Annotated in this window: 21 protein-coding genes and 1 pseudogene; 9 read left to right on the forward strand and 13 right to left on the reverse strand. The window is 37.9% G+C overall.

Features of this window, described 5'->3' with window-relative positions:
- Positions 1 to 2 precede the first annotated feature (2 nt).
- A complete protein-coding gene (locus LEPBI_RS12250; protein WP_012389432.1) occupies positions 3 to 665 on the reverse strand; it encodes a TetR/AcrR family transcriptional regulator in 663 nt (220 codons plus the stop codon).
- A gap of 97 nt (positions 666 to 762) precedes the next feature.
- Complete coding sequence (locus LEPBI_RS12255) at positions 763 to 2,931, reverse strand: neutral/alkaline ceramidase (RefSeq protein WP_012389433.1); 2,169 nt, start codon at positions 2,929 to 2,931, stop codon at positions 763 to 765.
- Between the two features lie 314 nt (positions 2,932 to 3,245).
- Here LEPBI_RS12255 and LEPBI_RS12260 point away from each other — a divergent pair, with 314 nt between their 5' ends.
- Positions 3,246 to 5,351: a cellulase family glycosylhydrolase gene (locus LEPBI_RS12260; protein WP_012389434.1), complete on the forward strand. Its 2,106-nt coding sequence runs from the start codon at positions 3,246 to 3,248 to the stop codon at positions 5,349 to 5,351.
- A 163-nt stretch (positions 5,352 to 5,514) separates the two neighbouring features.
- Here the strand turns inward: LEPBI_RS12260 and LEPBI_RS12265 are convergent, their stop codons facing one another.
- Together LEPBI_RS12265 and LEPBI_RS12270 are read right to left on the reverse strand one after the other, a co-directional pair.
- Entirely contained in the window at positions 5,515 to 6,276 is a 762-nt protein-coding gene (locus LEPBI_RS12265) for a Rossmann-fold NAD(P)-binding domain-containing protein (protein WP_226992771.1), read from the reverse strand.
- Between the two features lie 89 nt (positions 6,277 to 6,365).
- Positions 6,366 to 7,181, reverse strand: coding sequence for a helix-turn-helix domain-containing protein (locus LEPBI_RS12270; protein ID WP_012389436.1), 816 nt, complete (start codon positions 7,179 to 7,181; stop codon positions 6,366 to 6,368).
- Positions 7,182 to 7,374: 193 nt separating this feature from the next.
- Here LEPBI_RS12270 and LEPBI_RS12275 point away from each other — a divergent pair, with 193 nt between their 5' ends.
- Both LEPBI_RS12275 and LEPBI_RS12280 read left to right on the forward strand, forming a co-directional pair.
- Positions 7,375 to 8,379: an LLM class flavin-dependent oxidoreductase gene (locus LEPBI_RS12275; RefSeq protein ID WP_012389437.1), complete on the forward strand. Its 1,005-nt coding sequence runs from the start codon at positions 7,375 to 7,377 to the stop codon at positions 8,377 to 8,379.
- 101 nt (positions 8,380 to 8,480) lie between these two features.
- Positions 8,481 to 9,509 (forward strand): extracellular catalytic domain type 1 short-chain-length polyhydroxyalkanoate depolymerase, encoded by a 1,029-nt coding sequence (locus LEPBI_RS12280; RefSeq protein WP_012476364.1) that lies wholly within the window; start codon positions 8,481 to 8,483, stop codon positions 9,507 to 9,509.
- A 10-nt stretch (positions 9,510 to 9,519) separates the two neighbouring features.
- On the opposite strand, the gene LEPBI_RS12285 is transcribed toward LEPBI_RS12280, so the two are convergent.
- From LEPBI_RS12285 to LEPBI_RS12300, 4 genes are all read right to left on the reverse strand, one after another.
- The gene (locus LEPBI_RS12285; protein WP_012389439.1) at positions 9,520 to 10,233 is read right to left on the reverse strand and encodes a hypothetical protein; all 714 of its coding nucleotides are present in this window, start codon (positions 10,231 to 10,233) and stop codon (positions 9,520 to 9,522) included.
- Positions 10,234 to 10,383: 150 nt separating this feature from the next.
- Positions 10,384 to 10,665: a cysteine-rich CWC family protein gene (locus tag LEPBI_RS12290; RefSeq protein WP_049756012.1), complete on the reverse strand. Its 282-nt coding sequence runs from the start codon at positions 10,663 to 10,665 to the stop codon at positions 10,384 to 10,386.
- A gap of 239 nt (positions 10,666 to 10,904) precedes the next feature.
- Positions 10,905 to 11,693, reverse strand: a complete 789-nt coding sequence (gene eutC, locus LEPBI_RS12295) for an ethanolamine ammonia-lyase subunit EutC (protein WP_012389440.1) — start codon at positions 11,691 to 11,693, stop codon at positions 10,905 to 10,907.
- Positions 11,694 to 11,698: 5 nt separating this feature from the next.
- Entirely contained in the window at positions 11,699 to 13,084 is a 1,386-nt protein-coding gene (locus LEPBI_RS12300; protein WP_012389441.1) for an ethanolamine ammonia-lyase subunit EutB, read from the reverse strand.
- 96 nt (positions 13,085 to 13,180) lie between these two features.
- Between LEPBI_RS12300 and LEPBI_RS12305 the strand changes: the two genes are divergently transcribed.
- The 5 genes and pseudogenes from LEPBI_RS12305 (at position 13,181) to LEPBI_RS18760 (ending at position 20,104) form a co-directional block, all read left to right on the forward strand.
- Entirely contained in the window at positions 13,181 to 14,680 is a 1,500-nt protein-coding gene (locus LEPBI_RS12305) for a cryptochrome/photolyase family protein (RefSeq protein ID WP_012389442.1), read from the forward strand.
- A gap of 196 nt (positions 14,681 to 14,876) precedes the next feature.
- On the forward strand, positions 14,877 to 17,102 hold the full coding sequence (gene katG, locus LEPBI_RS12310) for a catalase/peroxidase HPI (protein ID WP_012389443.1): 2,226 nt from the start codon (positions 14,877 to 14,879) through the stop codon (positions 17,100 to 17,102).
- Positions 17,103 to 17,480 (forward strand): high-potential iron-sulfur protein, encoded by a 378-nt coding sequence (locus LEPBI_RS12315; RefSeq protein ID WP_012389444.1) that lies wholly within the window; start codon positions 17,103 to 17,105, stop codon positions 17,478 to 17,480.
- Between the two features lie 200 nt (positions 17,481 to 17,680).
- Positions 17,681 to 19,738 (forward strand): annotated as a pseudogene (locus LEPBI_RS12320) (phosphoenolpyruvate carboxylase); the annotation flags it as partial.
- 114 nt (positions 19,739 to 19,852) lie between these two features.
- Positions 19,853 to 20,104, forward strand: coding sequence for a phosphoenolpyruvate carboxylase (locus LEPBI_RS18760; RefSeq protein WP_264365935.1), 252 nt, complete (start codon positions 19,853 to 19,855; stop codon positions 20,102 to 20,104).
- A 39-nt stretch (positions 20,105 to 20,143) separates the two neighbouring features.
- Here LEPBI_RS18760 and LEPBI_RS12325 read toward each other — a convergent pair whose 3' ends face one another.
- Both LEPBI_RS12325 and LEPBI_RS12330 read right to left on the reverse strand, forming a co-directional pair.
- Complete coding sequence (locus LEPBI_RS12325) at positions 20,144 to 20,449, reverse strand: LIC10421/LIC12816 family protein (RefSeq protein ID WP_012389447.1); 306 nt, start codon at positions 20,447 to 20,449, stop codon at positions 20,144 to 20,146.
- Between the two features lie 175 nt (positions 20,450 to 20,624).
- Positions 20,625 to 21,125: a hypothetical protein gene (locus LEPBI_RS12330; protein ID WP_012389448.1), complete on the reverse strand. Its 501-nt coding sequence runs from the start codon at positions 21,123 to 21,125 to the stop codon at positions 20,625 to 20,627.
- Positions 21,126 to 21,266: 141 nt separating this feature from the next.
- Between LEPBI_RS12330 and LEPBI_RS12335 the strand changes: the two genes are divergently transcribed.
- Complete coding sequence (locus LEPBI_RS12335; RefSeq protein WP_012389449.1) at positions 21,267 to 21,548, forward strand: hypothetical protein; 282 nt, start codon at positions 21,267 to 21,269, stop codon at positions 21,546 to 21,548.
- Here LEPBI_RS12335 and LEPBI_RS12340 read toward each other — a convergent pair.
- From LEPBI_RS12340 to LEPBI_RS12350, 3 genes are all read right to left on the reverse strand, one after another.
- Positions 21,545 to 22,990, reverse strand: coding sequence for a RecQ family ATP-dependent DNA helicase (locus tag LEPBI_RS12340; RefSeq protein WP_012389450.1), 1,446 nt, complete (start codon positions 22,988 to 22,990; stop codon positions 21,545 to 21,547). The two genes, LEPBI_RS12335 and LEPBI_RS12340, sit on opposite strands and share 4 nt — an antisense overlap.
- Before the next feature lie 83 nt (positions 22,991 to 23,073).
- Positions 23,074 to 24,570, reverse strand: a complete 1,497-nt coding sequence (locus LEPBI_RS12345; protein WP_167530799.1) for a 7TM diverse intracellular signaling domain-containing protein — start codon at positions 24,568 to 24,570, stop codon at positions 23,074 to 23,076.
- 263 nt (positions 24,571 to 24,833) lie between these two features.
- Positions 24,834 to 25,337, reverse strand: a complete 504-nt coding sequence (locus LEPBI_RS12350; protein WP_226992772.1) for a hypothetical protein — start codon at positions 25,335 to 25,337, stop codon at positions 24,834 to 24,836.
- Positions 25,338 to 25,832 lie beyond the last annotated feature (495 nt).

Here is a 25,832-nt window from a genome sequence, read left to right on the forward strand (position 1 = left end):
ATTTATTTGCGAGGTTCGCAGACTTCCGGTAAATAATTCAGCAAATACGATATTGTTGCTTTTTTGGCTTCACCGATCATCCAAGGTGTAAAATCTCCAAACGTTCTATACGAAAGTTTTAACAAAGAATCAGGAATGGATATGGCAACACCAAATACTTGGTCCAAGGTATTGATCGATGGTATATCAAATTTCTCAACTAATCCTTGCTTGGTGAGATTTGCTAATTTTAAATCTAATTCTTGCCCAACAAGTCTCATTTCAGGATTACTCATTCGGTATCCGTAAATAAGCCTAGGAAAGGCAATTTCAGAATTGGTCACTTCAATGGCAACTTCAATGGACCTTTCGATATATTCCTTCCAAGTTTGAAAAGATTCCTCTTTTAGGGCTGTTAGTTTTTCCACCATTCCTTCCGAATGTAATAAACGAATTCCATGGAAGATGGCTTCCACATTTGGGAAAAAATGATAGGCGGAAGGCCTTGGAATTTTAGCCTTTTTGCATATATCCGCAAAACTAATTTCTTCTGGATTTTTTTCCTTAAGGAGCTCGAACGCGATTGATAAAAGTTGTGCCCGACGGTTCCTTCCTTGTTTGCTCGTGAATTTAAAAGGCCTTGAAGCAAGGTCTGGAGAGAGGGATGCGTCTACCAATTTATCCATAGTACGAGCATCTTAAGGAATCTCACCCAGTCAATCCCGTTGCAAAGAAAAATACCTGACCCTTTAGGGGTCAGGCGAGGTGATTGTTCAGATATTCCTATTGGATTACAAAATTGTTTGTCACGCCTTGGTAGGAACTAATCGCTCCTGTCCATCCCGATTTCCAATGTCCTCGATGGCGAATGCGGTAAGTACCTTTTGGATAGGAGGTTGTATCCCAAGTGGTTGTAATTTTGGAATAAGCGATCCCATCTCTTTGCCATTTATAAGTGGTCGAAGGGTCATTGTCGCGAGCCACAACAGTCCATGTGGATCCATTTTGGCGTTCAATATCCACAAAACTACTCCCGATCAACATATTATTTTTTGGATGAGCTCCCCAGAAAACAGCTGTTACCTTTGCACCACTTGCATAGGTTGCTGACGGTTGTGTGAATACATTCCCAAAACTTTTAAAGAGGGGAACATCATCAAACACCACTCCCGTTTGAAAGGTAGCTTGGTTGTTTGTAAGATCAGGAGGTGTAGGTCCGCCTGGAACCGTTGCACCATTTCGTAATGCCGATGCTAACTTACCAAATTCTTGTTCGTAGGCTTTTAAAGTATTAGGACCAAACTGAGTTGATGCCCCTTCATACTGCTGAGAAGAATACTCTTCTCTCGTTGTGAGATAGGATGTATAGGAATTGGAAAGTGCTGCAATGACAGTGTAATCATTTTCCATAATGTTTTTGACAAGAGAACGAATCCGTCTTCCAGCCATCGTGGATACTTCTGCTGGGATCGCAAGAATGGATAAATTTCCAATCTTTACAATTTGAATTGGGATGATAGGAGGTGTCCAAGGATTTCCATCAAAACTAGCTACACCTGTTGGAATGAGGACTGGTTTTTCAGCATGGCATAATTTGTAGGACTCACTCACAGAAGCTGGCCATAATACGCCAAGGGCTCCACCAAGAAAACTTGCTTTGAATGCATCGGCTGCATTGGAATTCCAATCCAAGGAATCAACAGTCGTTCCTTCGTCAAAAAAATCAACGGAGACTGCATTGTCTTCCACACTTCCCGCAGAAAAAGATGCTCCCATTCCGGCAGGACAAGTTGATGTTCCAACGCTACTCACATACAAGTTTGAAAAATTAACATACGTATGACGAAAGTCAATGGTACCAGTCACTTGCGTATTTGCCGACTGGTAAAGACTCACTGCCTTTTGATACTGTTTGTTTGCAATTGTATTTTGTCGGGCATAATCATTTACACCATCTGCTGGACCCCACAAATTGGGAGTTACGTCTCCAGAATTGGATTGTGCAAAAGCTGCCACAAATGTTTGATTCGATGAATAATTAGTTCCTTTGTTTTTTTCAAATAAATACGAAGCTATGCCTTTATTATCACCCCCAATGAGTTTGTTAGTTGGACCAACATTGGTTGGGTGTACGGCAAACCAGTTCACCATTCCCAATTCCCTTCCATCCGCCGCGACTAATTTAAGTAGAGTCATCGTTTGGTCTACATTTGATGGATAAAAATTACGTTCACTAGCAGGGTTTTTATCATAAGCAGCTACAGAACGATTTTTACTTGCATCTGTTAGTTCCCCTTGGTTGACATAAACATTTCCAGGAACTAAATTTTGATGCGCCAATTTAATGGATTTGTAGATTCCATTCACAATGACATCGAAATTTTCTTTAATGAATCCAGAAGTTGTCGCATTGTATAAAAAGTAATGTGAATACCCACCAGGGCCACTATGAGTGTGTGTTGCCGATAACAAAACGTTTGCTTCTGAATAAAAAGGAGCAAGTTCGGAATCGGTTGCAATTTTTTTACTCACTGCTTGTTTGATGGATTGAAAGATCATGCCTAGGTCAGCACTGACAAAAACCACACGTTTAGAAGCATCACCAATGATGTATGCCCTAGACCACAAACGCATATAAATCCCTTCTGTCTTTTGTGCGGTTTCCGCAAATCCCATCATCCCTACTTCTGCGGCAGGGCCTGTGATGTCAGAAATTCCAACACCAACTAAATACGGCGACGAACCAAGACTAGGTGCTACAGCGCGATTCACACCAGAACTAAACAATAGATCTGCATTGTCTGCCTTTGAACTTTCAACTTGATCTGCACCAACTAAACCTAGTATGGCGGTATTGGACTGGGACGGTTTTTTGTCGGAACAAGCCAAAACAAAAAGGCAGGTGACTATGGATACACTGACGCGAACCAAGGGACTTATTTGGGAATTCATATACTCTCTCCGAATCTAAATTTCTCAATCTAACATTTTTCGCATCAATCTGTCCGAAGGGAACCCTTGGGTCAAATCAGGAACTTAAGTCTAAACGATGTTAAAAATATGGCAAGAAAATAATCGACAGAAGTCGGGTTTTATTTGACCAGCGTTCAGAATTTGCCATTTTAATTCATTTCTCGTCAGTTATACGAAACCAGCACCTTCCACACTTGGTAAAATATGGTATTTTTGTGTCATTTTTTAATCGACAAGTGTCGGGTATTAAAATGGAACTGTCCGCTATCAAGAAAATCGAAAGAGAGGAATCTATGAACGTGCCCACGAAAACAAAGAGCCACTGGAAACTTTATGCCAGTAGTTTGCTCATCACCTTACATCTATATTGTGCTCCCAATGAAGAAGGGATAAAAAACCTACTTCCCTTACTTCAAACATCAAATGGTTCCTTGGGAACCGAAACTCCAATCCAAGGGATAGGAAAATTGAATGTTACAACATCCGTTCTCTCCCATGACTTAACTCACACAGATTCAAATGATGAAAGAAATCTGACTGTGACAAACAAATCCTATGGAAACTTTTTGGATGCCATTTGGATTGATGGACTAGGAAGAGAGGTTTCCTTTCGAGGTTTTAATGTTTCTGGAAATGTAAAATTGGCAGAACATGGATTCAAACCATTTCGAAATACAAACGATACGGATGAGGCCCTGAAAGGTCTAACCAAAACGACTGGATCCAATTTAATTCGTTATACAATTGCATGGGAAGGAGTTCATCCAGAAGTAGATACGATTGATGAGGCTTATTTAAATGATGTCGTTTCTCAGATCAAAAGAGTGACATCAAAGAAAATTTATGTTTTGATTGATTACCACCAAGACTTGTTCTCTCGGCACTTATTCAATGCAAACTCATGGCACACAGGGAATGGTGCACCACTATGGATCACTAAGAATGGAAATTATCCAAAAGAATATTGTGGTTTCGTCTGTGCGAGCTGGAGCCAAAATAATTTAACCAACGAAGCAATTCGAAGAGCATTCCGAAATTTTTGGAATAATGCCCCAGTGAATACTTCTGCCGGTGTTCGAAATATGCAGACAGAATATTTGTGGCAAATTACGCAAACTGTTACCTATCTCAAAAATCATCTATCACCTGAAGAATTTTCGTATATCATTGGTCTTGATCCATTCAACGAACCGGTTGATGGAGGGATGGAAGGACTGACTCCTAAACGATGGGATAACGAAAAACTTTGGCCCATGTACCAAAAGATTAGGACCATACTCAATCAAAATGGCTGGGAAAATAAATGGGTATTCGCAGAACCACTTGTATTCTGGAATACAAACATAGGTTCGGCGATCGCACCTGCCACTGGCGGAGGGCATCTCAATGCACCTCCAGGACCTGGATTTGTTTTCAATTCACATTTTTATGACGCAGGTAGAATGGGAGTCGATTTGACGGGGATTGATAATGCCACTTATTTCAAATACTTAGATGAAATTCGAACGGAAGCACGTTTCTTAAAAATCCCTATGTTCTTAAGTGAATTTGGAATGTGGTTAAAGGGAACAGGAGCCAAAGACACTCCAAGAATGATCAATGCTGTGTACCAAGCAATGGAAATTTCAGACAAAGGGCAAAGCACAAAAACAAGATTTGCCGATTTTTACAATCCGATTGTATCGGGAACCCAATGGCATTGGGATTATTATTATGACCGTCATGCAGAATATAAGAACGGGAATCCATCCAAACTCATCACAACAAAGGATGCTTGGAATGATGAAGATTTCTCTGTTGTCGGAAATTACGGAACGAGTTTCAATGTAGATCCATTTGTGATTGCAAGAGCTTATCTAAGGAAATCGCAAGGTCGGATTATGACTAGCCATTATAATGCAGTTGGATTTGATACTTGGAATAAAATGTTTTCTTGGGCCGCCATCAAACCTGGAAATAACGAAGTAAAATACTTTGGTGACAAACGATTTTTATTTGTGATCTGGCGAGGAAGGCATTCGAATGCTCCGTCTGAATTTTATCTTCCTCCTCATTTTGATCAAAGTAAAATTTTGGTGATCACAGAAAAGAAAATTCAAATGAATTCAATTCCAAATGCTCCGTTAAACGAACCGAATGAAATGGTTTTAAAAAATGATCCTAACCGAGAGATTGGTTCAGGAAATGTTTTGTATCTTTGGGATGATTTGGATCCACTCGAAAATGAATCAACTTCATATCATTATGCACTCATTGTGAACCGAGAGAATGTAACGTATCCGTTGGCAACATTACAAGATCTCCAATCAAAATTAAACCAACGAATCCTAGTAGAAGGGAAAAGTCCTATTTACCTCATAGGTAAGATGACATATGGTGGGTATCCAAACGAACAATAACAAAATTTTACCAATCAAAGGATTGGTGAGGAAAAGAACATGAAGTAATCAAAAACCAATTTTGATTTTTGATTTCCAAATTCGTTTTCAAAAGAGAAAACCACCGATTCAAATTTACGAATTGGTGGTTCCATCCTAGATCTTAAAAAAAATCCAACTACATTTATGGTAAATTCCAAACTCCCGATTCCATTGTTTCCTTTACATAACTTTGAAAATTTTTTGGTTTTTTACCCATAGCCCTTTCAAAATCATTCAGAACGGACTCGTTTCTTCCATCCAAAACCGTTTCAAACAAATACTGAATGAGCCAAATTGTTTTTTGGTCCAGGCCAAATTCACCTAACATTGCTATATATTCATCTAAGGGAATTTCTTCAAACGGAATGGATTCATTTAATTCTTTTGCGATACATCCAAATGCATCCTGAAAACTCAGAAGTTCTGGTCCAGTCAATTCATATCGTTTTCCAATATGTTTCTCATTCACTAATGCATCAACAGCAAGATCCGTTAGGTCATCCAAATCAATAAACGGTTCACGTGCATTCAATTTCGGAAAAACAACCTTTCTTTCTAATATTTGGCCGAGGAACATACCTTCACTAAAATTCTGAGAAAACCAACTGGATCGCAAAATGGTCCATTCCATTCCTGAATTCTCAACTAACGTTTCGCAGGCGATTGCTTCCGGTTCACCCCTTCCGGAAAGAAGAACAATACGTTTCACCTTGAATTGATTTGCAATTTCTAAAAGTTTTTGGATGTCATGAATCGAATTTGGAACGGCTAAATCAGGTTGGTACGAGATATAAATATGATCCACTCCACTGATGATTGGAGCCCACGTCTCAGGTTTCTGCCAATCAAAAGAAGGCGATGACTTTCTTGATCCCAATCGGATGGGAACATCAAGTTGGTTCAATTTGTTTACAATTCTCGATCCCGTTTTTCCGCTAGATCCTAAAATTAAATTTAATGGTTTCATGCCCAAAGAATAACAAAGATCAATATTTAAAAATTGGACGAACCCGACATGTTTCCTTTTTTTTCTCTGAATTGGAAAGGTTTTTCTTTGGTAAACGACTTAAATTGTCGGATAAAATGGGATTGATCAGAATAACCATTTTCATATGCTATATCAGTCAATTTGATATTTTTATCTTCATTTAATCCATGTAAGCTTGTATGAAAACGAATGATTGTCGCAAATTGTTTCGGAGTCAATCCTACAGACTTTTGGAATTTTCGTTGTAATGTCCTCTCGGAAATACCCAACTCATTTGCAATGTTTTGAATTTCACAACTTCCATTTGATTCCAAAATGGTTTCAATACAGTTGTGCAGAGTCAAATCAGGAGAAAATTTTTTAGCTTTCGATTTTACAAATTGTAAGATAGCATCTGCTGCCATCTCAGATGAATGTTTTTGAATGGAAGATTCAAATCCAGATTCACTTTGCCATTCTTCCTTTTTTATGGTCCAACAAGAATTTGTGAGCTCCGAAATCGGAATTTCCAAGGTCTCTTCAACAAAACTTGGGAACAATTGAACCATAACAAAAAAAAACGGTCCTTCGATTTCAATTTGAATTGGTTCCAGAGTTTGCCCATATAAAAAAACTGGTTCCATCACTTTAGATAGTTCGCCTACGATTACTTTCACCTGCGAATGGGAATGAAAGAATACAAGCCCTGGGAATCCATCTGCAAAAAAAGTCAAAATTTCTTTTTTACTATTCTTTGATTCATAAATGTATAAATCTTTTGCCACATATTTAAGTTCGATTGGAATTTTTCTTTTGGTTACGTGCATAAGAATTGTAGTCAAAATTACAAATTTACTTCTTTGAAAAACTAGTTTTCCTTAGACGAATTGCAGGATCAATTTCATTTCTTTTTTTTAACGTATGATTGAAATAGTCCATTCTACTCACATAACAAGCGTATCTGTTTTTATCATTGAATTCCAAATTTTATGTTTTCTCCATTTACAGAAAATCACATTGTCTGGAATTGTGTAATTGTCCGTGGAACTTTCAATATTAGATTTAGTTTTTATCAACCAAGGTGAAACACCAAGAGATGCAATTCAAAATAGTGTCCAGGTAGCGAAAGCCGCAGAATCTTTGGATTATAAAAGAATTTGGATCGCAGAACATCATAATTTTCCATCCATTGCAAGTGCCGCAACATCAGTTGTGATCGGTCATATCGCATCTCATACCAACACCATTCGAGTCGGTGCAGGCGGGATCATGTTACCAAACCATTCACCTCTTGTCATCGCAGAACAATTCGGAACATTAGAAAGTTTATACCCGAATCGAATTGATTTAGGTTTGGGAAGAGCACCAGGAACAGACCAACTCACCTTACGAGCATTACGTAGAGATGCAATGGCATCCCAACATTTCCCAGAAGATGTGAAAGAACTCATTGAATACTTATCTTCTGAAAAAGAAGAAGGAAAAGTAAATGCAATCCCAGGTTTTGGAACCAATGTACCTGTTTGGATTCTAGGTTCGAGTTTATTCGGTGCTCAACTTGCCGCTCTACTTGGATTACCATTTGCATTTGCTTCTCATTTTGCTCCAACATATTTGAAGGATGCTGTTTCTATTTACAAAAAACAGTTTCGACCATCCGCACATTTAGAGAAACCTTACGTGATGATGGCAATGAATGTGATCGCCGCTGATTCAGATCCAGAAGCAGAATATTTGTTTTCAAGCGTACAACAATCATTTTTAGGTATTTTAAGGAACAAACGCACACCCTTTCCACCACCAGTTGCCTCAATGGATTTACTCTGGTCAGAAACAGAAAAACAAATGGCAAACCAAATGTTATCCATTTCTGCTGTTGGTGACGCAAAAACCATCAAATCAAAAATAAACCAAATCCTTAGCGATATAGTAGTGGATGAATTGATGGTGGTATCTTCTATTTTTGATACATCCAAACGGATCCGTTCCTTAGAAATCCTGATGGGAATCAAAGATCAAATTTTAGTATCTTCGACTTAAGTTCCATTTGAACGATTGATTTATTTTTTTTTAAGTTTCAATTTTTATCGAATCATATACTCTCAATTTCTAAATCGTTGCGGAGATACTGGGAGCCGAACATGACAAAGCGTATCCATAGATTCAATTCAATTCTTCTTTGTATTTGTCTCATCGCATTTTGCGGATGTGAACGTGGTTGCATTCGTTCGGCAATAAAAGATAGGTTCCAAAAAAAAATGCGAGATTTACCCGCGCCTATCACCAATTCGGATCTATCCCAATCCATCACCACACCAGGAGATTATTTATTTTCCATTCTACACCAAGAAATTCCACGATACTACAAAGTACATGTTCCCAAAACTTACACGGGAAAAGAAAGTGTTCCACTGCTCTTCGTCTTTCATGGAGGTGGTGGTGATATGGAGATTCAATCCAATGAAGAGTATTACCACCAAATTTCAAAATCAGAAGAAATCGGCAATATTGTCGTTTTTCCCAATGGTTACAGTGAATACAAATCAGGGAAAATAGCGACTTGGAATGCTGGTAATTGTTGTGGAGAGGCTAAAAAACAAAACATCGATGATCTTGGTTTTGTTAAATCAATCTTAAAACACCTAAAACAAAAATTGAATGTTGATGAGAAAAGAATTTTCTCCACTGGCATGTCAAATGGTGCTATGATGTCGTACCAACTTGCATGTTTTATGACGGAAGATTTTGCCGCGATAACGGCAGTCGCAGGGACTGACAATACAATCGATTGTAAACCGCAAAAACCAATCTCCATTTTTCACATCCATGCAAAAAATGATGACCGAGTTTTATTTTATGGTGGAGCCGGTTCAAGTTTTACGGATAGAACACTTGTGACTGATTTTGTCTCTGTTAATAAGAGCATTTCTAAATGGGTGCAGTTCAACGGCTGTCAAACAGTTCCAAAAATTGTATTGAAGAACCAAGGAGCTCAGTGTGAAGAATATTCAGGTTGTAAAGATGGGGTTAAAGTGAAACTTTGTGTCACAGAAGATGGAGGTCATTCTTGGCCAGGTGGGAAAAAACCCTCCATTCTGTTAGGTGGAGGGCCGCCTTCAAAAGCCATCTCTGCAAATGAAGAGATGTGGGATTTTTTCAAATCCCTATAACCGAAATCATTTACTTTTCAGTTAAGTAACTCCAAGGAGTCTCTGCAAAAGATTTTTTGGCATCTTCATTGAATTCTTTGATGGTTTCTTCATCTTTTTTGTGTGACACAAGTGTGCCAAGTAAATCAACTGCGACTAATTTGCCAAACATTCCAGTGTTGCTTAGCATATTGGGTCGAAGGATATTTGCATAATGTTTTTGTATCTCATCTGCCGTTTCGTAATCTTTGTTTGTATCAATTAAAAAACGTCCCATATATCCAATTTGACCAACTCCAACTTTTGTTTTGGATTTTTCAGCCACTTCTGCACTCGTGATAACAGTATAAACAGTTTTTCCGCCACCGGAAGAAGTAGTGACCGTTACGTTACCGGAGGTTGTAGAGGAAGTTTGTTGTGGTGGTTGTTCAACTTCGTATTCCATTGCGACGACTGCGTACTCACCTGGTTCTACGTTCAGATAGTAAACAATACCACGATTTGCCCAATTAGAAGCAATTGTCGGAGTTTTTACGATGAGTGATTGGCTTGGATTCACTTTTTTGTCAATGCGAACCACGTACACTCTAGAAGCAATTTGGCTTCCAAAAAATTGTTTTACATTCATTTCCACAGCTAATACAGAACTGTCCTTGGCAGCAGGATTCTGCGATGGCATGGATTTACAACCAATTGCAACTAACAATGAAACACAAATAATTAACGTGTTTTTAATATTGAACATGAATATTCCTTTTCTATAAGATAGATTAGGTTATCAAATCCAAACGAAGATTAGTTGTAAATACAAAAGTTAATCTTTAGTAGAAAACCTTTATAACGATTTGGTTAGCTGCTCAATCATTCAACAATCTGATTACAATTTGATTTACTATTATAGTCCCCAAGGCAATTCCAATAATTTACGATTCACTCGATATTCAAAGGCCAAAGTTTCCATACACTGAAAACACAAACAATCGTGGTATTGATTCGCCAAATATTCAGATTCCGCTTTTGTCAAATTGACTTTAGTGCATTGGCAGAGTTGGATGGAACCTACTTTACATTCAAAGATGCGTAAACAATTTGGACAAATTTTTTCTTCATGTTTTGGATTGGATATGCCCTCGGATAAACAATTTGCATTTTGGGGGGAATTTTTATCTTCTTTCAACTTGTGACTCCATTTGGTGTTAGAATCACACATTCGAAAATAGGGTGATCCGGTTTCATTGTCCGGGACCCTTTCAAATAGAAGGAACGAATGATCGTTTACGGGCGAATCATTTGTGGGAAGATCCGACTTTTTCACTCCGATTCAATCGAAATGAAATTTACGGTTGCACCGTCAGTTGAGGAATTCCACCTCATTCCTCCCGGAATGAATTCAGAAAACTAAATGGTCATCAATTGTCAATCGACTGTTGGTTGGATTGGTATTATTTTCTTCTCATTCAATGGCTTGATTTCACCAGGCATTTGGTCTTTCAGGAGGACACCTGATTTTTTTTGCAATAAACACTCTTTGATTAAATAGATAGTTTTTTCTACAGCAAGTGAGAATGGAAGTCCGAGTGGCCTCACATTGGAAATACAATTTCTACTTTCATCGGTGAAACCAAGTTTTGGTTCGTAAGTAAGATAAATTCCCAAACTATCGGCAGCACTGAGACCTGGTCTTTCCCCGATGATCACAATACAAATTTTTGCTTTTAAAATCTCGGCAATTTCATCTCCCAAGGCAACCCTTCCCCATCTTGAAAGGACCAAAGGAGCAATTGAAAGATTTGTGTTTTGAATTTTTGCAAAAAATAATTCTAAAAATGAAATTAGGTTATCATCAATGGCTTTGGCAGATAATCCATCGATACAAACGATACTCAAATCATAACCAAGATTGTATGGAAAAAGACTCAGCTTTGATTCTTCAGAGATCCTTCTTCCTAAATCAGGCCTTAACAAATATTCTTGTTTCGAAGAAACTTGACTTTTGATAAAAATGTTTTGGATTCCATATATTTGGCAAAGTTCATTCGATTGTTTTTGGATTAACTCCCAGTTTGGTTCCTGGTTCACAGCATCCTTTGCGTTCGCATGGTCCAGACGGAACTTTAACATCTCTTTCGTTGCGATCGATCCACCAACTCGATTGAGGCCAATCCTTGCTTGGGTAAACTGTTTCCATTGGTCCAAATCTGACATTGAATCTAAATCCTCATTCCATTCTCAAATAAAGCCACCATTTGATTTTCAATTGGTAAAAAGTTTTTCCCTTTGGAAAATATCCCAAAGTCAAGCAACCATTGTTCAAATTCAGGTGTTGGTCTTAGTCCTAAAACTTGTCTCAAATACAATGCATCATGAAACGATGTGCTTTGGTAAGATAACATGACATCGTCTGCGCCAGGAATTCCCATGATAAAATTACAACCGGCCACTCCCAAAAGAGTGAGTAAGGTATCCATATCATCTTGGTCCGCATCTGCGTGATTTGTATAACAAATATCAACTCCCATCGGTAACCCCATTAGTTTCCCACAAAAATGGTCTTCTAATCCAGCACGGATGATTTGTTTACCGTTGTATAAATATTCAGGTCCTATGAAACCAACAACAGTGTTCACAAGTAATGGTGAGAATTTTCTGGCAACTGCATATGCTCGTACTTCCAATGTTTGTTGGTCAATCCCATGATGGGCGCCGGCAGACAAAGCACTTCCCTGACCTGTTTCAAAATACATTACATGATCACCGATCGTTCCCCTTTTGAGTGAAAGTGCCATCTCTCTTGCTTCTCCCAACATAGAAAGATTGATTCCAAAACTTTTATTTAAATCTTCTGTTCCACCGATGGATTGGAAAACCAAATCAACCGGCGCTCCTTTTTGCATCACTTGCATGGAAGTAGTAACATGCGTTAGAATACAAGATTGTGTCGGGATCGAATACTTTTGTATGATTGTATCCAACATTTCTAATAATGTAATACAAGTGGGGATATGGTCCGTCGCGGGATTGATTCCAATTACGGCGTCACCACTTCCAAGTATTAATCCATCCAGGATACTAGCAGCAATCCCTTTGAGGTCATCGGTAGGATGGTTTGGTTGCAAACGAACAGACAAACGACCTGGTAATCCGATTGTATTTCTAAACTTTGTGACAATATTGATTTTTTGACTCACTAAGATCAAATCCTGATTGGACATGAGTTTCGAAACGGCAGCAACCATTTCAGGAGTGAGAGCCATTCGAATGGATTCTAATACTTGTGCATCCGTGGTTTCTGAAAGCAAAAAATCTCGGAATCCACCCACCGTTAAATGGGAAATGGTTTGGAAAGAAACTTTGTCATGAGACGTAAGTATGAGCCTTGTCACCTCATCAATGTCAGATGGAATTAATTCTACATTTAAGAAATCAGACAAATAAATATCAGCTAACACCATTTGCGCGGCAATCCTTTCTTTTTGGTCCGCCGCGGCGATTCCAGAAAGTTGGTCGCCTGAACGAAGAGGACTTGCTTTCGCCAAAACTTGTTTTAAGTCTTGGAACTGGTAGGTTTTTTTCCCGATGACGATCTGATAACTCACGGTTTTACTATACCTGATTTTACGGAATTCAACAGAACTTTTCTAAAGAAAGAGAATCATTTTGAATCCGAATGTTTGTCTAAAAACTAAGCAGAAATGAAAAAAGCCCTTCTGATCCTCGGGAACCAACTTTTTGATTTGAGTTCCATCATTCCGAAAGAAAAACGATTGGAATACAGTGTCTTTATCAGGGAAGACAATGAGTTGTGTACTTACTATCGATTCCACAAACAAAAGATTTTGTTTTTCTTTTTGGCAATGCGGGCTTATGCGGAAGAATTAAAGTCTCTCGGATTTTTTGTCCATTACGAACATTATGATCCAAACTCAGAATCGTATGAAAATCAATTTTTAAATTTCATCCAAGTAAACAATATCCAAGAAATCCATTTTTTTGAAATCGAAGATACATTTTTTGAAACAAGAATGTTATCCTGTTTTCAAAAAACTGGAATCAAATGGATCCAACACAAATCTCCAATGTTTCTCACTTCGCGAAATGATTTTAAAGCATATTTACAAACACATAAAAAACCGTTTATGAAAACGTTTTATGAAGCGCAAAGAAAAACTTTCAACATTCTATTAAATGAAAAGAGTGAACCCATTGGCGGAAAGTGGAGTTTTGATTCTGAAAATCGAAAAAAATTACCCAAAAATTATTGTGCACCTAACTTACCGAAAATCAAATTCTCAAAAAATGAAATAAAAACCTTTGATACAGTGGATACTCATTTCCCAAACCATCCAGGGAATACAAAAGATTTTTGGTTACCAACGGATAGAAAAGGAGCAAAACTTTGGCTACAGGATTTTTTAAAAGAAAGGTTTGTTCAATTTGGTCCTTATGAAGACGCATTCTCACTTGATTTTCCTTTTTTACAACATTCAGTATTAACTCCATTTTTAAATGTTGGATTATTGACTCCCAAGGAAGTGATCGAATCCACTTTAGACTATGCAAAAAAAAATTCTGTCCCCATGGAATCGCTGGAAGGTTTTATCCGCCAAATCATTGGTTGGCGTGAATTCATTCGAGGGATTTATCAAAATTTTGGAGCTAAACAAGAGTCAATAAACTACTTTGGCCACAAACGAAAACTCACCAAACATTGGTATGATGGAACAACCGGGATTCCACCTCTCGATTTTGTCATACAAAAATGTAATTTGTATGGTTATGCACATCATATTGAACGATTGATGGTCGTTGGATCTCTTATGGTTTTGTTTGAAATTGATCCAAAGGATGCTTACCGCTGGTTTATGGAAATGTTCATTGACTCTTCCGATTGGGTGATGGGTCCGAATGTTTATGGGATGGCACTCTTCAGTGATGGCGGCATATTTGCCACCAAACCATATATATGTGGATCCCACTATTATCAAAAAATGGGTTCGTTTCCGAAAGGTGATTGGGAATTGGCTGTGGATGGACTTTACTGGTCCTTCATCGAAACCCACAAAGATCAGTTTTCCAAAAACCCACGCACTTCTGTCCTCGTTGGAAATTTACACCGAATGCAAAAAGAAAGAAAGGAGATCATTTTCCACTCGGCAAGGCTCTGGAAGGAAACTCTCACCACACTCAACTAATCCTGTCTCCTGTTGCTGTGGTTCGTTGCGATTTGGAAAGGCGAATCCGATTCAGAAAAAATTTCCGAACCAGTTGACAAATCTAACAAAATGTTTCAGTTCCGGTATAAATTTAGATTAAATCTAAATTTTTTTGCTTGCCCAATTAATTAGATTAAATCTAATTCTATACTAAATCTAGAAAGAGAAGGTCAGTATGAGAAATTTCAGACGTTTCACAATCGCCCTCCTTGTGTTGTTCCTCGGCCCCATTGGCGCCGCCGACACAAAAGAGACCCCAGGGATGGACCGCCAAAATACATCCAATCAGTTTTGGTGGCCAGAACGCTTGGATTTGGCACCACTCCGCCAACACGGGTCGGAATCCAATCCATTGGGCAGACAGTTCCATTATGCAAAGGAATTTAAGGAATTGGACATCCAAACCTTAAAAGAAGAAATCAAAACGGTGATGAAAACTTCACAAGATTGGTGGCCTGCAGATTACGGTCACTATGGTCCTTTTTTCATCCGGATGGCTTGGCATAGTGCGGGAACCTATCGCATCTCCGATGGTCGCGGTGGTGCCGGTGGTGGACAACAACGATTTGAGCCACTGAACAGCTGGCCGGACAATGCCAACCTCGATAAAGCAAGACGCCTCTTATGGCCCATCAAAAAGAAATATGGAAAAAAAATCTCTTGGGCAGACCTAATGGTGCTAACAGGAAACGTTGCCTTGGAATCAATGGGTTTCAAAACGTATGGATTTGCTGGGGGAAGGACTGATGATTGGGAAGCAGACCTTGTCTATTGGGGGCCTGAAAAAAAATTCTTAGAAGACCAACGTTACAAAGGCAATCGTGAATTAAAAAATCCACTGGCTGCTGTTCAAATGGGATTAATTTATGTGAATCCAGAAGGTCCAAATGGTAATCCAGACCCACTAGCAGCCGCTAAAGACATCCGTGAAACATTTGGTCGTATGGCAATGAATGACGAAGAAACAGTTGCTCTCATTGCAGGCGGACACACATTCGGAAAAGCTCACGGAAAATCTGATCCTTCCAAACATGTAGGCAAAGAACCTGCTGCCGCTGGACTCGAAGAACAAGGGTTTGGTTGGAAAAACAATTATAAAAAAGGAAATGCAGAAGACACCATCACAAGTGGACTTGAAGGCGCATGGACGGCCAATCCAACTAAATGGACTACCCAATATTTGAACAACTTGTTTGGTTTTGAATGGGTACAAACCAAAAGCCCTGCTGGTGCCATCCAATGGGTTCCAAAAGATGGGGCTGGTGCGAATATGGTTCCAGATGCGCATGATAAGTCATTACGTCATGCTCCTATCATGTTCACAACAGACTTGGCATTAAAATTTGATCCTAGTTACAAAGTGATCGCAAAACGGTTCCAAGAAAATCCAAAAGAATTCGAACTCGCGTTTGCAAAAGCTTGGTTCAAATTAACACATAGAGATATGGGTCCTCTCACTCGCTATATCGGAAAAGACCTACCAAAAGAACCATTGATTTGGCAAGATCCTGTTCCTGCCGTAAACCATAAGTTAGTTGGTCCAAAAGAGATTGAAAGTTTGAAGGGAAAAATCCTTAAATCTGGCCTTAGTGTTCCGCAACTTGTAAGAACTGCTTGGGCTTCTGCTGCAAGTTTCCGAAGTACTGATATGCGTGGCGGTGCAAATGGAGCAAGGATTAGATTATCTCCACAAAAAAATTGGCCAGTAAACGACCCAGATGAGTTATCGAAAGTTCTAAAAAAACTAGAACAGATCCAAGAAGAGTTTAACAAATCTGGTAACAAAATCTCTCTTGCTGACCTCATCGTTCTTGCAGGGAATGCTGCCATCGAAGAAGCCGCAAAAAAAGCGGGAGTGAAAGTAACAGTTCCTTTTACCCCTGGCCGAACCGATGCAACAATCGAACAAACGGATGAATATTCCTTTTCTGTTTTGGAACCAAAAGCGGATGCGTTTAGGAACTACTACGGACCTGGAAACCTAATGTCACCTACCGAGATGTTAGTTGACAGAGCCAATATGTTGTCTCTTTCCATTCCAGAAATGACAGTATTACTTGGCGGTATGCGCTCGTTAGATGCAAATGCTGGAAAATCCAAACATGGAATTCTTACGACAAAACCAGGAGTATTATCAAACGACTTTTTTGTGAACTTGCTCGATATGTCGACCAAATGGCAAAAATCAGAACAAACAGAAGGTTTATACGAAGGTTTAGACCGCAAAACAGGATCCAAACGATGGACTGCTACATCTGTGGATTTGATTTTTGGTTCTCATTCTGAACTTCGTGCCGTCGCGGAAGTATACGCATCTGATGATGCAAAAGAGAAGTTTGTAAAAGACTTTGTGTCTGCTTGGAACAAAGTGATGATGCTCGATCGTTTTGACGTTAAATAAATGATGGAACAATTCAGTCGCAAACAATTTGTAAAACGATTGGTTGTTCTTTTCACCACTCTCTCCCTTTTCGGGGGAGAGAGTGAAATTATTGGAAAAGAACCAAAAAAAGAAGAGAAACTCATCCCAATCCCTGATGGGGAAAAACCTGTCTCAGAAAATGATCCCACCGCACAAGCATTAGGTTTCCACCATAATGCAAAAGATACTGACTTTATATTGTTTCCAGAGAGAAAATTACCCCAATCCAAAAATCAGGTTTGTCTACAATGCGCACAGTTTACAAAACTAAATGATGGTTGGGGAAAATGTACGATTCTCACATCTGGCGTGGTATCGAATATGGGATGGTGTTCTGCTTGGTCAAAAAAATCTTGATTTGAAATCTATCTATTTTTTGATTCACTCGAAGGTTAGGAGACCCGACATTCCGTGGATCAAAAAATTCAGATCGACTATATATATTTACTAGATTGTTTAAAAGAAGTATTGGAAGAGATAGGGCAAAAAGATTTAATCCCCTTTTTACCTTTCGATCTAAGTATTTCACCTAACAAAAAACAAAAAAACAAACAAAAAAAATCAGCGAGCTCATTAGCCTTTGTTTCCAACTCCTCAATATGGTGGAAGAAAATGCCGCTGCCCAATTCAGAAGAAAACAGGAAAAAGAAGATGGCTTCACAGCACTATCTGGACTTTGGGGTCAATCTTTATTCAAAGCAAAAGAATACGGATTCACTCACAAAGAGATACTACCTATTTTAAAAGAAATTATATGTGAACCAGTTCTAACCGCCCATCCAACGGAAGCTAAACGTGCCAGTGTATTAGAAATACACCGAGACTTATATTTACTCCTCGTAAAAAAAGAGAATAAAATTTGGACAGATCTAGAACAAAATACCATTCGGGAAGAAATCAAAGTCCAACTCGAAAGACTTTGGCGAACAGGAGAAATATTACTTCATAAACCCGACATCAGAAGTGAAAGAAGAAATATCGAATACTATCTAAGGAATGTATTTCCAAACGTCTTACATGAGTTAGACCAAAGATTTTTCCATGCGTGGGAACAATCAGGTGGACACCTTGATGATGTATCTGATCCCAAATTAATACCAACTATTCGATTTGGAAACTGGATTGGAGGTGATCGTGACGGTCATCCTTTTGTTACAAATGAAATCACAAAAGAAACATTAACTTTAATTAGTCAATATGCTAGAGAAATTCACAAAAACAAATGCATTGAACTTACAAAATTTTTATCTCTATCTGATCGCATCCAATCGCCACCTATAGAATTTTTAGATCGATTAGAATTGTGGCACGAAGAGCATAAATCCATTTCACCAGAAGTTAAAAATCGAAATCCAAATGAACCTTGGAGACAATATTGTAGTTATCTAATCGAAAAAATCGATAATCAAATATCAATTCAGGAATATTCAGAACATTTATTATTTTTACGAGAATCACTGATTGCGATTGGAGCTAAAAAAATTGCAAAGCATTATGTTTTTCCTATGGAAAGACTTACTGTTTCGATAGGGTTTCATTTGGCTAAGACAGATATTCGTCAAAACTCCGTGTATCACGCAATTGCAATTGAACAAATTTTGAAAACTTCCGGGAAGGAAGAATGGAACTATCGTGAGTGGACTGAAGAAAAAAAAATACAATGGATTTTAGATGAACTTAAATCACAAAGACCTTTCCTCTTACAAGATTCAGATCCTGGAAAAGAGGCATCAAACATTCTATCAACTTTCAGATCCATCAAACAATTTATCTCCGAATTTGGAACAAGTGGTATTTGTAGTTTTATCGTAAGTATGACCCAAAGTCTATCAGACTTACTGCTTGTTTATTTATTCTTAAAAGAGACGAATTTATTAGAATATCATGAAGACAAAGGTTTCCTTTCACCCTTCCAAGTGGTTCCACTATTTGAAACTATAGAGGACTTAGAAAGATCTCCAGACATATTGGAAGCATATCTGAAACAAATAATCGTAAGAAACTCCTTTGTGAACCAATCCATTCAAATTATGTTGGGTTATAGTGATTCCAATAAAGATGGAGGAATATTTGCAAGCCAATGGAATTTATATGCAACGGAGATAAAATTAACTGAAATTGCTAAACGTCACCATTTTAAACTTAAATTCTTTCACGGTCGTGGTGGGAGTATTTCAAGAGGAGGCGGTAAAACACATAAATTTTTAGATGCCCTTCCCCATGGCACATTGGATGGAGAAATTCGAGTTACCGTACAAGGCGAGTCAATTAGTCAACAGTATGCAAATAAAATTACTGCTATTTATAACTTAGAATTGTTTCTTGCAACTACTACAAAAGTTACATTACGGCATCAACGGAATCAAAAAAAGAATCATCCTGCATATCCAATTTTGGAATCCTTGTCCCACCAAACTAAAGATACTTATACAGATTTGTTGAATACAGAAGGTTTTTTAACTTTTTTTTCACAAGCAACACCAATTGATGCAATCGAAAACTCAAAAATTGGATCGCGACCTTCTCGAAGAACAGGTAAACGCACTTTCAATGATTTACGTGCGATCCCTTGGGTATTTAGCTGGAGCCAATCGCGATTTCATTTGCCAAATTGATACGGTGTTGGCTCTGTTCTTTATGATTTAAGTCAAAATAATAAAGAAAAGTTCCTGATTTTAAAAGAAGAAATCAACGAATGGCATTTTTTAAATTATTTAATTAAAAATAAGATCCTAACCAAAATAGATGTAGAATACAAAAAAACTATGGATGTTCTTTACAATTTACGAGGAAAAGAAATTGGAGAAGTAAGACCGTCGCTGATTGAAACTCTCAAATTAAGAGAGTCAGGTCTTTGTATTCTACATGAAAAACAAATCGATTTACTTAGAGAATGGAGAAAAAATCAAAACGAGTTTTTATTAGAAGAATTATTAGTAACTGTGAATGCAATTGCAAGTGGTTTGCGAACTACAGGATAATTTACGTTCCTTCATTTGAGAAGGAACGTATTTAACTTTTTAAAGTTTACCAGCTTCTTCTTCGTATAGTTTTGCATCAGCTTCAAACTTTTCAGCCAATTCGATCATTTCTGCTTTGCGATTATCTTGGTAAATTGCCTTACCACCTTTTTGTGCTTTCGCTAAGCCTCGGTATTTTGTTGCTAAATCTTTATGTTCCTTTGCAACTTTCAATAGATAGGATTTTACCACTTTTTTTTCTTCAGGTGTATTTGCCTTTTGAACTAACACTTTTTCAATGTCTTCCAACGCAAAAATTGAAGTAGCAGCGAATGCTAAGATTAGAATCGATAGTTTTTGAATCATTTTTATCTCCCGTTCTTAGACAACTAAGCAGAAAAAAAATCAAAAAAAAATATAATTCAGGAAGCGCATTTTCTAATGATATTCCAATGCTTCGCATAACGTGCCTAATGTTTGTGCAATTTGTTTATAAAATCATGTTTAAAACTCAGGTCGTTTCCGTTGGAATCTAAGACATTCATTTCCATTGACAATTCATAAGATCCACTTTTTCAAACACCCAAGGTTTGTGTGCATGTTTTGCATTTTTGTCTTCTATCAAATCAAACGATGTAGCAAGGTTTGACATAGACTCAAAACTCAAATAGAAGGAAGTGTCTTTCATTTTGGTTCTTTTTGGGCAAAGATCCACACCATCTGATTTTAAAAATGAATAATGAGTGCCTAAATCATCTCGGAAGACCATACCTTCTTTTAACACACAAACTCGTTTCCAATCCTTCGTGTGTAGTTTCAATTTGGTTTCTGAGTCTGTGATACAAATTTGGTCAAGAACAACCACTCCTAAAAACTCAGCTTTCAATTCACAACACTTAGGGTTCATACTCCAGTTACGTTTGGTGACCAGTTCGGTTTCAGAGGATAGGTTTTCTGCCACTTGGGTGGATGGTGATGAACAGGCGAAAAAAAACAAACTACTCCCAATCATAAACCATGTAAGATATACAAATCCCTTCATACAATCACCAATCCCATTGAAATTTCATACGATTACCCCATACGAAAACCCAAAATTCTATCTTTTTTTAAAAAATATTTTCTTTCAACATCAGATTTTGTCCTAGGGCCAGAGTAAGGTTGTATCCAGAAGAGGTCGATCATGGATTACGTAGAATCACTTTTAGAAGAATACTTTGATGTTTCCCAAACATTACAATTGGGTCAAGAATGGTTAGAGAGTTTACTTGCCATAGAAGAAGAGATTTGTTGGGAATTTAATGTTCCAACGACAAATAAATTTAGAGATTTGTTTCGATTGATTCCGTCTGGAATTTCGAAAGAAAATTATGTAGCCACATCGATCCAAATCCTTTCTCGAGAAAAAGCAAGGTACTACTATAAACCGAACCATACAGTATTTCATCAATCCAAAGCAGCCTAAGTTGAGATCGATGCATTGAGACATCGATCACAATTGTTGCAAGAGGTAAATGGTGAATCAAAATATTGGTGGATAAACTTTCTTCTACAATCTTCCGTCTTGGTATATTGAAGCATTTGGTAGAGGCGTTTTCCACCTTCTTTTTTTTTGATTTCCAGGTCTTCTTGTACAAAGAGGGATGGATCCCAAGGATTTTCTATTTGTAAGGTACCTTTCTCTAAATCACCAGAAACGAGTCCCACACGACATAACAAATTGATTGCTGTCTGTACGCGGTGGTCTGATTTATTTTTATAAGTCATAAAAGACTGGATGGTTTGGTAATCCAATGCAGACAGTTGGTTTTCTTTTTGCACCATCAATTGGTATAATTTTTTTAAATATCCAAGATCTGGATTTTGCCAATCAATAAAATCCATTTGAATCGCTAAATCATCTTCCGTATAAAATAGTTTACATTGAGATGGTTTTCCGTCCCGACCTGCTCTACCTATTTCTTGGTAATAGGCTTCGATACTACCTGGAATTTGTACATGGTAAACATTGCGGACATTTTTTTTATCGACACCCATTCCAAATGCATTCGTTGCAAGTAGGATCACTTGATCAGATGTAAGGAACTTAGAGAGTGTGGCACTTCTATCTTGATTGGATCGTTTTCCGTGGTAAACCAAATGCCGTATTCGTTTGGTATCCAACCAATGACTCATTTTTTCTAAATCTTGGATCAAACTAAAGTATAAAATCGAAACCTCTTGGTTCGACTTTAATTCTTCTAATATCAATTTGTATTTGGTATCCGTATCAAAACATTCCGTAACTGATAAATGTAAATTGGGACGAAACAATCCATCATCAAAAATTTGAATGTCTTTCGGCAAAATACCCATTTGTTCCAGAATATCATTTTGCACGCGTTGGGAAGCGGTTGCCGTTAGCGCAATGGTGGGTGGAAATTTTAAAATTTCACGGAACCACCTAATTTTGGTATAATCGGGGCGAAAATCATGCCCCCATTGACTGATACAATGTGCTTCGTCTATGGCAAGTAAAGAGATTGGAATGGATTGGATCACTTCCAAAAATTCTTTTTTTTGAAACCGTTCGGGAGAAACATATACAATTTTCCATCCACCAGAGTTTAATCTTTCATAACGCTCCATTCTTTCGGAACGACTCAAACTCGAATTGATATAGGTGGCATTGATCCCTTTTTTTTGCAAAGAATCCACTTGGTCTTTCATTAGTGCAATGAGAGGAGATATAACGATACATGTCCCTGGCATTTCCAAGGCCGGGATTTGGTAACAAACAGACTTCCCCATACCTGTTGGCATGAGTACGAGCGCATTACCACCATTTAATACATGTTCAATGACAGATTTTTGGTTCCCTCGAAACTCGGAAATGCCAAAGGTTTGCAGTGGTAAATTCAATTTCATGAGCTTTCGCCACTCTGCAACATACTGGATAATTTAGAGACAATTTTTCGTTTGAAATGAATTCATCCAAAAAGAATCACTTCTCAAACCAATTGTAAAAATCGTTTTCTGTATTCCGTTGGAGTTTCTCCCATCACTCGTTTGAAGGCATCATTAAAGGCTGACTTGGAATTAAACCCAACGGCAAAGGCAATGGTGAGTATATTTTTTTCAGGATCTTTTTCCATCAACTGACAGGCTTCCCGAATTCGATACCCATTGATCCACTGGTTAAAATTGATGCCCTGTTTTTGATTGATGATGGCAGACAACTGATCCGTCCTCAATCGGAATTTTGAAGCAACATTTTGTAGATTTAAATCTTCATCCAAATATAATTTTTCAGTAACTAAGGCAGAATCAATGTCCTTTAAAATTTGATCTGAGTTTAAATTTGCTATCCTTTGTTCTGAGAGTCGCGGTTTCGAAACAGTGGCAAAAAAGATTGGAACTTCTTTTGTTTCCTGAATCCTTGCAAAAAGTGCAAACTGGAATAAGATAATTTCAAAAAAGTTTCCGTATTGAATGGCATTTCGTAAAATAAAATGATCTGGTAAAATGTTAAACGCATACAAATTGAAAGAGATGATGGCAAGAAGCAAACAAAACCATGCGACGATATAGTATTTTGCCATTTGGTATTTTTGGAAAAAAACATAAATACCTGCACCCATGAGCGTAAAAGAGACAAAAATCGCTAAAAAATGAATGGTTTGGTCAAAGATAATGTGTTTCCAAAAAAGACTTAGGATGGCATTGGAAACAACCAAAACCGAAAAGACAATCATCACTCGATTCAATTTTGGCATTCGTTTGGAAAGTAACAAAAATGAATTCGAAAAAAGGATCACACTCCACAAGGCAATCGATCCAAAAAACACAAGACTACGGTCATTCCAACGAATCCAATCGGACCAAAGATAAATTTTTCCATATCCTGTATAACTGATTTGGTAAAAACCAGAACACAAAATATAAAAACAATAATACAAAAAACTAGTGTTCCGAGTATTAAAATAAATACTGAGATTCAAAATAAACACAATGAGTAACACACTAAAGAAAACTAAAAAATGATCTCGCGTTTCCATTACTGATTGTAAGATTCCATCCTTTGTCAAAAGTTTTGGCGCGAATAAAAAATTCGAAACTGTCTTTGCTTCTAAATAAAACGTGGGATGGTCTTTTAATGATTTCGTATCAATGGAGAAGATAGGAAAAGGATGATTTGGAAATAAATGTTTTCTCTTAGGAACTAAATCACCTTCGGTAGTCCATTTGCGACCAGATCCTGTCCACTGCACAAGTTCAATCGAATCGAAGTAAGCAACTTGATTTTCCAAATACAATTCGTCTGGAATTTCTTTGTCCAACCATTCGACTCGAAAAAGGATTGGCTCTGTATAAAAACCCAGTTGTAAAGGAGCATCTAATTTTTTCCAGTCCAATAGAGTTAGGTTTCTTTGGTCCCAGTTTTCCTTCACTGAAACTGATGCGTAAAACAATCGAAACCGTTTTTCGGAAAGCTCCTCCTCCCCCATCTGGCAATTCCCAAAAAGGAATACCATTATGATGACTACCCATTTCCGAACGTTCAGTACCCGAATAGATTGTCCAAAGAAACTCATCCTTTCCATTTTCCATACAGTATAAAAAAGGAAAGGAATGTCAAAATCATTTCCTACATGGCACAATCCTTACCGAAAAACGAGTTTCCTACCGTCATTTACATCCATTCAAAAATTAGAATAGATTTAAATATCGAAGCTTCCTTCTCATTTTGGTAAGGATGGATTCAACTTTCCTAATTCGTCTCACCACAACTGGAGGTAACGGACATCGTTGCCCCAGAACCTCCAGAATACCTTAAATTGATTGTACAAGGTAAACTTCGGACCGTAAACGAACGTGGTTGGGTATAACAAACGGAAGCTCCACCTTCCCGCAGATACCCATAATAATAAAAGGGAGAAGTATTTGTGGCAGGAGAGGCAACAAAATCCAGATAACGAGAGAAAGTTCCATTGGCAATGTTTGTGGCTTCGGCGGCAGGTTGCGTACACGCTGCATCATAATACAATCCAGCCCGCGTCGCAACGGCGCTACTATCATTAAAAAAAACCACTTGGGCAGGCGCAGTGGAGAGACCCGTTACGAGTGCTGTTAACATTCTTGTATCTTCACAATCGGACTCAGATTGGTTCCCGACGGGAAAAACAGTTGTTGATTTTGATTTTTGATTGGTTTGGTTATCTGTTGTTACATTCGGAAGGTAAGCAAAACAACTTTTCTTTTTTTCACAATTCACAAATAGGAATTGAATTCCAATGAGAAAACATATACCATTTAGTAGATGTAGAGGGTAGTTTGATTTTATTTTCTTGTTACACATATTCTTTTTCCTTTCTTATTGAAGCATGGTCTCATTACCGAGTCACAACCGTTTGGCGGACTTGGATCAAAACCTACTTGGGATAAAGAATCGTTTCTTACATTCGGTCAATATATTTCAAAATCTCACACGTACTTCCTTTCAAAAAAGGAGTTCACTTTTTTTCCCACTTCACACTGAAACTCGAACGGAATCATAAATCCAGTCGAAGGATTTTTATGGGTGCGTTCCCCATGGTAAGGTTTTATAACAATCGTTTCAATAAGGGTCGGGCTACTCCGGGGTTCGCTATCGCTCCCGTCACCTACCATCTAACGATGGCAGGTGACAAGGCCCTACCTATCCCTACCGCAAAACAAAAAATTTCCAAAACGACCAAGTGAGATAAATTTGAGTCGCCGATAACTCAAC

Origin of the sequence: Leptospira biflexa serovar Patoc strain 'Patoc 1 (Paris)' (assembly GCF_000017685.1) — a bacterium.
Taxonomy (GTDB): domain Bacteria; phylum Spirochaetota; class Leptospiria; order Leptospirales; family Leptospiraceae; genus Leptospira_A; species Leptospira_A biflexa.

Excerpts from the sequence above, each read along its gene's own strand:
- LEPBI_RS12250 (WP_012389432.1), bottom strand. The coding sequence starts at position 665 with ATGGATAAATTGGTAGACGCATCCCTCTCTCCAGACCTTGCTTCAAGG.
- LEPBI_RS12255 (WP_012389433.1), bottom strand. The coding sequence starts at position 2,931 with ATGAATTCCCAAATAAGTCCCTTGGTTCGCGTCAGTGTATCCATAGTC.
- LEPBI_RS12260 (WP_012389434.1), top strand. The coding sequence starts at position 3,246 with ATGAACGTGCCCACGAAAACAAAGAGCCACTGGAAACTTTATGCCAGT.
- LEPBI_RS12280 (WP_012476364.1), top strand. The coding sequence starts at position 8,481 with ATGACAAAGCGTATCCATAGATTCAATTCAATTCTTCTTTGTATTTGT.
- LEPBI_RS12285 (WP_012389439.1), bottom strand. The coding sequence starts at position 10,233 with ATGTTCAATATTAAAAACACGTTAATTATTTGTGTTTCATTGTTAGTT.
- eutC (WP_012389440.1), bottom strand. The coding sequence starts at position 11,693 with ATGTCAGATTTGGACCAATGGAAACAGTTTACCCAAGCAAGGATTGGC.
- LEPBI_RS12305 (WP_012389442.1), top strand. The coding sequence starts at position 13,181 with ATGAAAAAAGCCCTTCTGATCCTCGGGAACCAACTTTTTGATTTGAGT.
- katG (WP_012389443.1), top strand. The coding sequence starts at position 14,877 with ATGAGAAATTTCAGACGTTTCACAATCGCCCTCCTTGTGTTGTTCCTC.
- LEPBI_RS12315 (WP_012389444.1), top strand. The coding sequence starts at position 17,103 with ATGATGGAACAATTCAGTCGCAAACAATTTGTAAAACGATTGGTTGTT.
- LEPBI_RS12325 (WP_012389447.1), bottom strand. The coding sequence starts at position 20,449 with ATGATTCAAAAACTATCGATTCTAATCTTAGCATTCGCTGCTACTTCA.
- LEPBI_RS12330 (WP_012389448.1), bottom strand. The coding sequence starts at position 21,125 with ATGAAGGGATTTGTATATCTTACATGGTTTATGATTGGGAGTAGTTTG.
- LEPBI_RS12335 (WP_012389449.1), top strand. The coding sequence starts at position 21,267 with ATGGATTACGTAGAATCACTTTTAGAAGAATACTTTGATGTTTCCCAA.
- LEPBI_RS12340 (WP_012389450.1), bottom strand. The coding sequence starts at position 22,990 with ATGAAATTGAATTTACCACTGCAAACCTTTGGCATTTCCGAGTTTCGA.
- LEPBI_RS12345 (WP_167530799.1), bottom strand. The coding sequence starts at position 24,570 with ATGGGGGAGGAGGAGCTTTCCGAAAAACGGTTTCGATTGTTTTACGCA.